The 7,509-nt window shown below is 70.3% G+C and carries 6 protein-coding genes; 1 reads left to right on the top strand and 5 read right to left on the bottom strand.

What is annotated here, in order from left to right:
- Positions 1-427: 427 nt before the first annotated feature.
- On the bottom strand, positions 428-1,435 hold the full coding sequence (locus tag ACWEK3_RS16690; protein ID WP_450545167.1) for a stage II sporulation protein M: 1,008 nt from the start codon (positions 1,433-1,435) through the stop codon (positions 428-430).
- Positions 1,436-1,566: 131 nt separating this feature from the next.
- On the opposite strand from ACWEK3_RS16690, the gene ACWEK3_RS16685 reads away from it, so the two are divergent.
- Positions 1,567-2,616, top strand: coding sequence for an RDD family protein (locus ACWEK3_RS16685; protein WP_450545169.1), 1,050 nt, complete (start codon positions 1,567-1,569; stop codon positions 2,614-2,616).
- 82 nt (positions 2,617-2,698) lie between these two features.
- Here ACWEK3_RS16685 and ACWEK3_RS16680 read toward each other — a convergent pair whose 3' ends face one another.
- The 4 genes from ACWEK3_RS16680 to manA all read right to left on the bottom strand — a co-directional run bounded on the left by ACWEK3_RS16680 (position 2,699) and on the right by manA (position 7,491).
- The gene (locus ACWEK3_RS16680) at positions 2,699-3,316 is read right to left on the bottom strand and encodes a hypothetical protein (RefSeq protein ID WP_450545171.1); all 618 of its coding nucleotides are present in this window, start codon (positions 3,314-3,316) and stop codon (positions 2,699-2,701) included.
- Positions 3,317-3,479: 163 nt separating this feature from the next.
- Positions 3,480-4,937, bottom strand: coding sequence for an adenosylhomocysteinase (gene ahcY, locus ACWEK3_RS16675; RefSeq protein WP_450545173.1), 1,458 nt, complete (start codon positions 4,935-4,937; stop codon positions 3,480-3,482).
- 287 nt (positions 4,938-5,224) lie between these two features.
- Positions 5,225-6,205 (bottom strand): cation diffusion facilitator family transporter, encoded by a 981-nt coding sequence (locus ACWEK3_RS16670; protein ID WP_384427509.1) that lies wholly within the window; start codon positions 6,203-6,205, stop codon positions 5,225-5,227.
- A gap of 131 nt (positions 6,206-6,336) precedes the next feature.
- Complete coding sequence (gene manA / locus ACWEK3_RS16665) at positions 6,337-7,491, bottom strand: mannose-6-phosphate isomerase, class I (RefSeq protein WP_453249959.1); 1,155 nt, start codon at positions 7,489-7,491, stop codon at positions 6,337-6,339.
- Positions 7,492-7,509: the final 18 nt, after the last annotated feature.

Below are 7,509 nucleotides of genomic sequence, written 5' to 3'. Positions count from 1 at the left end.
ACATATCTGGCGTTGACTTTTGGCACGCTGTTGAGTTCTCAAGGAACGGACGCTTCCTTCGTACTCACCCTCTCGGGCTTTCCTCCGGGCGCTTCCCTTCGGTGTTTCCGACTCTATCAGATCTTTTTCCGATCCGATTTCCTCGGTGCTTTCCAGGTTTTCGCTCTCGCGTTTCCCTTTCCGGCGGTTCCGACTTTATCAGAACTTTTGAGCCGGTCTGACCGGCCCTCGTTTCCGATTTATCGGGAGAGGCTTCTTCATGATCGATCTCGTCGACATGAGCGGAAGCTGATAGATGCTCACTGTCACCCTCGTGGACCGTGTCCATCTCCGGGCAACTGTTTGAATCTACCTCCCCACCTGACCCGTGTCAACGGTTCCGGTGCGGCGAAGAGGAGAGTAGCAGCTGGGCGGGCCCAAACGAACATCAGGCGGCCGTCGGCACGGTCGCGCTTCGCTCGGTCGGCGCAACGTCCCCCGTACCTCCGGTCCGTGCCGCTCGACCGCCGAGGACGTAGACGTAGGCCAGGAAGGCCAGCTCCGCGACGATCCCGATGCCTATGCGGGCCCAGGTGGGCAGGCCCGACGGCGTGACGAAGCCTTCGATGGCTCCGGAGACGAAGAGGACGAGAGCCAGACCGATCGCCATGCCGAGCGCAGCTCGGCCTTCTTCGGCGAGAGCGGTGCGGCGGGAGCGGGGGCCGGGATCGATGACCGTCCAGCCGAGGCGCAGCCCGGTACCGGCGGCGACGAAGACCGCCGTCAGTTCGAGCAGACCGTGCGGGAGGACAAGGCCGAGGAAGGTGTCGAGCCGGCCGGCCGAGGACATCAGGCCGATGCCCACACCGAGGTTGAGCATGTTCTGGAAGAGGACCCACAGGACCGGTAGCCCCAGGAAGACGCCCAGGACCAGGCACATCGCGGCGGCCTGGGCGTTGTTCGTCCAGACCTGGGCGGCGAAGGCGGCCGCGGGGTGGCTGGAGTAATAGGTCTCGTACTCGCCGCCGGGGCGGGTGAGCTGCCGTAGCTCATTCGGGGCCGCGATCGCGGCCCGTACCTCGGGGTGGGTGCCGATCCACCATCCCAGGAGCGCCGCGACGACGGTGGACAGGAGCGCGGTGGGAACCCACCAGTGGCGGGCCCGGTAGACCGCCGCGGGGAAGCCCTCCAGCAGGAAGTGGGTGACGTCCCGCCACGAGGCGCGGCGGGTCCCGGTCACGGCACTGCGCGCGGCTGCCACGAGCTGGCTGAGCCGGCCCGTCAGTTGCGGGTCGGGGGCGCTGGACTGGATCAGGGAGAGGTGGGTGGCGGTGCGCTGGTAGAGGGCGACGAGCTCGTCGGCCTCCGTGCCGGTGAGTCGGCGTCGGCGGCGGAGCAGGGTGTCGAGGCGGTCCCATTCCGCTCGGTGGGCGGAGACGAAGACGTCCAGGTCCATCGTGTCTGCCTGCTCCTCGGCTGGTTGTTCGACAACTCGTCGGCTGTGTCAACTTGTCCTACTGCGGCGCGGTCGCCCTCAGCTTGGCAGACTGACCGTTCTCGGGGCAGGCCAGGGGAAGGACGATGGGCGTGAGTGAGCTGGTGACGGGTGAGGCCGTGGCGCTGGAGGTGCGCCCGGCGAGGCTGCCCAGCAGGGCACTGGCGGTGCTGCTCGACCTCGTCGTGACGGCGATGGTCTACATCGTCGTGTCCTTGGCTCTCCTGGCGTCCACGGCTTCCCTGGACGAGGCCGCGCGGGTCGCGGTGTCGATCGCGGCATTCCTGCTCGTGCTGGTGGGCGGGCCGATAGCCGTGGAGACGCTCAGCCACGGGCGGTCGCTCGGGAAGATGGCATGCGGACTGCGGGTGGTCCGGGACGACGGCGGGCCGATCCGGTTCCGGCACGCGCTCGTGCGTGGGGCGATCGGTGTGGTCGAGATTCTGCTGACGTTCGGGGTCGTCGCCTGTATCGCCTCACTGCTGTCGGCGCGGGGGCGTCGGCTGGGTGACGTGTTCGCGGGCACCCTGGTCGTGCGGGAGCGAGTGCCGGCCGGGCAGGCGACCGCGGTACCTCCACCGCCGCCCTGGCTGGCGGGACGTTTCTCGGCGCTCGATCTGTCGGCGGTTCCCGACGGGCTGTGGCTGGCGGTCCGGCAGTACCTGACGCGGATGCAGTATCTGGATCCGCAGGTCGGCTGGAGCATGGCCGAACGGCTCGCCGCCGATCTCGCCGCCCGCACCGGGACTCCGGCGCCGCGCGAGGTTCCGCCGGCCATGTATCTGGCGGCCGTGTTGCAGGAGCGGCAGGCGCGTGAGGCCCGGCGTGCGCTCGGCGGCGGCTCCGCGGCCGGTTCGTCCACCGGAGAGGCCGGCGTCCCGGTCGCCGGGGCCGGCGCGGCGCCCGGTGCTCCCGGCTTCCCGGCGCCGCAATCGCCGGCCTACGGCGTGCCGCAGCCGCCGGCGTACGGCGCCGGCAAGCAGTCGGGGACTCCCATATCCGCCGCGGAGGCTTCACCTGCCGTGCCTCAGGACACCGCTTCCTGGGTTGCCCCGTCCACAGATGTCCCGCAGCAGCACGCGCCCTCCGAGGACACTTCGCGGACCGAGCGTCCCGGCACCGGGTTCGTGCCGCCGGCCTGACGCGTCGGCCGGTCCGGGTCCATCCATCTCCTTCACCCTCCCCCCTCCTTCACCCTCCCCCGGTCTTCTCCGCCCCGCAGGCTCAGGAGTCGAAGACCGACGGGGGTGACTGAAGGTCCTCCAGCTCGATGCCGGGGGCCGCCAGAACCACGTCCCCGGCGATGTGCACGGTGTGCTGTTCGCCCGTGTCCAGGGCTGTGACCTGGTATTCGTCCACGGTCAGCGGGCCGTTGTCAGTGGTGTGTGCTTCTCTTTCCACCAGAGCCCAGGACTGGTCCACGGTGCGGGGGGCGAGGACCGGATCCGTGAAGGCCACGAGGCGGACGCGGGTCGCGGAGGCGGAGGGGGTGAGGCGCAGGAGACGGGCGGTGGCGATGAGGAACGCGGGGGATGTGCCGGTGAAGGCATGGGCGCGCACAGTGCCTTCGGTGGCATGGATGCCGGTGGGATCGGTACGGACCCAGGTGACGCCGTCGAGGGCGGCACCGCGCACCTGCCAGCCTCCCGCGTGGAGTTCGAGGCGGATGGGGCGGCCGAGGTCGTCGAGGGCCAGGTCGACGGAGCCGTGATGAGCGCCCGAGGGGGTGGTCAGCTGGGATACGTAGCGCCAGCCGGAGGGGCCGGGGGCGCAGTGGAAGTGCTCTTCCGCGAGGGGGGTGTGATCGTGCGGATCGTGAAGCGAATATCGGCCGCGGGGCATGGGGGTCCTGGGGTGTGACGGGGTGGTCCGGCCGCCTCGGCGCTTCGGGCAGGCGGGGCGTGACGGCCGCCGGTCCGGTCGAAAGGGGCAGGCCCCCGACACGGGGGTGCGGGGGCCTGCCTCGAAGGACCTGGCTGAGACGCGGGGTGCGGCTCGGTGGCGGTCAGTAGCGGTAGTGGTCCGACTTGAACGGGCCGTCGACCTCCACGCCGATGTACGCGGCCTGCTCGGGGCGCAGCGTGGTGAGCTTGACGCCGAGGGCGTCCAGGTGGAGGCGGGCGACCTTCTCGTCGAGGTGCTTGGGCAGCACGTAGACGCCGGTCGGGTACTCGTCGGGCTTGGTGAACAGCTCGATCTGGGCCAGGGTCTGGTCCGCGAAGGAGTTGGACATCACGAACGACGGGTGACCGGTGGCGTTGCCCAGGTTCAGCAGGCGGCCCTCGGACAGCACGATGATCTTCTTGCCGTCCGGGAAGGTCCAGGTGTGGACCTGCGGCTTGACCTCGTCCTTGACGATGCCGGGGACCTTGGCGAGGCCGGCCATGTCGATCTCGTTGTCGAAGTGGCCGATGTTGCCGACGATCGCCTGGTGCTTCATCTTCGCCATGTCGGAGGCAAGGATGATGTCCTTGTTGCCGGTGGTGGTGACGAAGATGTCGGCCGTCTCGACGACGTCGTCCAGCGTGGTGACCTGGTAGCCGTCCATCGCCGCCTGGAGGGCGCAGATCGGGTCGATCTCGGTGATGATCACGCGGGCGCCCTGGCCGCGCAGGGACTCCGCGCAGCCCTTGCCCACGTCGCCGTAGCCGCACACGACCGCGGTCTTGCCGCCGATCAGGACGTCGGTGGCGCGGTTGATGCCGTCGACCAGGGAGTGCCGGCAGCCGTACTTGTTGTCGAACTTCGACTTGGTGACCGAGTCGTTGACGTTGATCGCCGGGAACAGGAGGGTGCCCTCGCGCTGCATCTCGTACAGGCGGTGCACGCCGGTGGTGGTCTCCTCGGTGACGCCCCGGATCTCGGAGGCCAGCTGGGTCCACTTCTGCGGGTTCTCGCCCAGGGTGCGGGTCAGCAGCTCGAGGATGACACGGTGCTCGTCGGACTCGGCCGTGTCGGGCGAGGGGACCTTGCCGTCCTTCTCGTACTCGACGCCGTTGTGGACCAGCAGGGTGGCGTCGCCGCCGTCGTCCAGGATCATGTTCGGGCCGCCGGTGGGGCTGTCCGGCCAGGTCAGCGCCTGCTCGGTGCACCACCAGTACTCCTGGAGGGTCTCGCCCTTCCAGGCGAAGACCGGAATGCCCTGCGGGTCGTCGGGGGTGCCGTTGGGGCCGACGGCGATGGCGGCGGCCGCGTGGTCCTGCGTGGAGAAGATGTTGCAGGACGCCCAGCGGACCTGCGCGCCGAGGGCCGTCAGGGTCTCGATCAGGACGGCGGTCTGCACGGTCATGTGCAGGGAGCCGGTAATACGGGCGCCCTTGAGCGGCTGCTGCTCGGCGTACTCCGCACGGATCGCCATCAGGCCCGGCATCTCGTGCTCGGCGAGGGAGATCTCCTTGCGGCCGAACTCGGCCAGGGACAGGTCGGCGACCTTGAAGTCCTGTCGGTTCTCGACAGTCGTCATGGGGTGCTGCTCCTCGGGGTTGGGGCGAGGTGGGTACGGCTGACCTGCGCGGCGGCGGACACAGGGGTGCCCGAAGAGGACACAGGCATGCCCGCGAGCGCGCAGCGCAGTCCGTCGGAGGCCCTCTCTCCCTCGGCCGGCCCCTTCTCGGGCCGCCCGACCGCCATCAGCAGCGACGTCTGGCTCCGTCCCAAGCTACACCGCGAAGCGCGGCGGCCCACAGTCCGTGTCCGGACACACCGGGCCGTTCGCGGGGCCTCGTGATCGTCGCCGGGGCCGGCCCCGGGTCAGTGGCCGGTGGGGTGCGGGGCAGGTCCGCCGGGGGTGGCCTCGCGGTCCGGGCCCTTGGCCGCCTCGGCCTCGCTGTAGATGTCCGGTTCCAGGTAGATGACGCGGGCGATGGGGACGGCGGCGCGGATGCGAGCCTCGGCGGCGTTGATGGCGGCGGCGATCTCGGCGGCCGTGTCGTCGTGCTGCACGCCGATCTTGGCGGCGATGAGCAGTTCCTCGGGACCGAGGTGGAGCGTGCGCATGTGGATGACGCCGGTGACGGTGTCGCCGTCGACCATGGCGGTCTCGATCTGCCGGACCACGTCGGTGCCGGCGGCCTCGCCGAGCAGCAGGGACTTGGTCTCGGCGGCCAGGACGAGGGCGATCAGCACGAGCAGGGCGCCGATGCAGACCGTGCCGATGCCGTCCCAGATCCCGTCGCCGGTGAGCAGGGCGAGGCCCACGCCGCCGAGGGCGAGGACGAGACCGATCAGCGCGCCGAAGTCCTCCAGGAGCACGACCGGCAGTTCGGGGGCCTTGGCGCGGCGGATGAACTGCGGCCAGGAGAGCTTGCCGCGCAGTTGGTCGGCCTCCTTGACGGCCGTGCGGAAGGAGAAGCCCTCGGCGACGATCGCGAAGACGAGGACGCCCACCGGCCAGTACCAGTGCTCCAGTTCGTGCGGGTTGCGGATCTTCTCGATGCCCTCGTAGATGGCGAACATGCCACCGATGGAGAACAGGACGATGGAGACGAGGAAGGCGTAGACGTACCGTTCGCGGCCGTAGCCGAAGGGGTGCTGCGGCGTCGCCTCGCGCTGGGCCCGCTTGCCACCGATCAGCAGCAGGAACTGGTTGCCGGAGTCGGCGAGGGAGTGCACGCCCTCGGCGAGCATCGACGAGGAGCCGCTGAAGGCGAATGCCACGAACTTGGCTACCGCGATGGCGAGGTTGGCGCCGAGTGCCGCCATGATCGCCCTGGTGCCGCCTGACGCGCTCATCTGTTCGCGTTGTCCCTTCGCCGTCGTACTCGCTTGCGGCCTTGGCCCGTCCTCGGCCGGTGGGTCATTGTCGCAGCCCGGTTCGGCGACGGTTACCCGGGTGGCGGCCCGTTGGTCCGCCACCCGCGCGGTCAGACGACGACGGTGGCCCGGAACAGGGTGCCGGTGCCGGACACTTCGGTCTTTTCGCCGGCCGGGACGAACACGGACTGCCCCGGGGCGAGTTCCTGTTCACCGGCCCGGACGGAGCCGGCCGTGCAGAGCAGGATCTGCGGGGTGTCGAGGGTGAGGTCGCGGACGGCGTCGGTGCCGTCGGGCAGGACGTAGCGGGACAGGCGGAACTCGTCGACGGGGGTGTCGTAGACCTCCTCGCCGTCCGGACCGGCCTCCGGGCACAGGATGCCGGGGTCGCGGGCCTCGAAGCGGACGATGCGCAGGAGTTCGGGGACGTCGACGTGCTTGGGGGTCAGGCCGCAGCGCAGGACGTTGTCGGAGTTGGCCATGATCTCCACGCCCAGGCCGTTGAGGTAGGCGTGCGGGATGCCGGCGCCGAGGAAGACCGCCTCACCCGGCTTGAGGCGGAAGTGGTTGAGGAGCATCGCGGCCAGCACGCCCGGGTCGCCCGGGTAGTGGCGGGCGATGCCGGCGTAGGGGGCGTGGTCGCCGCCGAGGCGGGCGCAGGCGGCCGCGGCCTCGGCGACCGTCGCGGCCATCTCCTCGCGGTCGGCGGTGAGGAGGGCGGTGAGAACCTCGCGCAGGGCGGCTTCCTCGGGGCGGGCGCGCAGCACGTCGACGTACGGCTTGAGGGAGTCGACACCGAGGGCGTCCAGCAGTTCCGCGGCCCGGCTCGGCGCGCGGAAACCACACAGGCCGTCGAACTCGGTGAGCGCGCAGACCAGTTCCGGCTTGTGGTTGGCGTCCTTGTAGTTGCGGTGCGGGGCGTCGGCGGGGACGCCCCGGCGCTCCTCGTCGGCGTATCCCTCCTTGGCCTGTGCCAGGTCGGGGTGGACCTGGAGGGAGAGCGGGGCGCCGGCGGCGAGGATCTTGAGCAGGAAGGGCAGGTGCGGGCCGAACTTCACGACCGCCCTGGCGCCCAGTTCCTCCTCCGGGCCGGCCTCGATGACCCCGGCGAGGGTGCCGCGTGCGGTGCGCGAGGGTGCGCCCGGATGGGCCCCCATCCACAGCTCCGCCTGGGGTTCGCCGCTCGGTTCGACACCCAGCAGGTGCGGGATGGCGGTGGTGGAACCCCAGGCGTAGGGGCGGATCGTGTTGTCGAGGCGGTCCATGCGCTTCTCTCTGCGGAT

Source organism: Streptomyces sp. NPDC004721, assembly GCF_053601495.1.
The sequence above is the reverse complement of the archived record's forward strand: the minus strand, read 5'-3'. Positions and strand labels throughout refer to the sequence as shown.

Coding starts and splice junctions, on each gene's coding strand:
- ACWEK3_RS16690 (WP_450545167.1), bottom strand. CDS start 1,435: ATGGACCTGGACGTCTTCGTCTCCGCCCACCGAGCGGAATGGGACCGC.
- ACWEK3_RS16680 (WP_450545171.1), bottom strand. CDS start 3,316: ATGCCCCGCGGCCGATATTCGCTTCACGATCCGCACGATCACACCCCC.
- ahcY (WP_450545173.1), bottom strand. CDS start 4,937: ATGACGACTGTCGAGAACCGACAGGACTTCAAGGTCGCCGACCTGTCC.
- ACWEK3_RS16670 (WP_384427509.1), bottom strand. CDS start 6,205: ATGAGCGCGTCAGGCGGCACCAGGGCGATCATGGCGGCACTCGGCGCC.
- manA (WP_453249959.1), bottom strand. CDS start 7,491: ATGGACCGCCTCGACAACACGATCCGCCCCTACGCCTGGGGTTCCACC.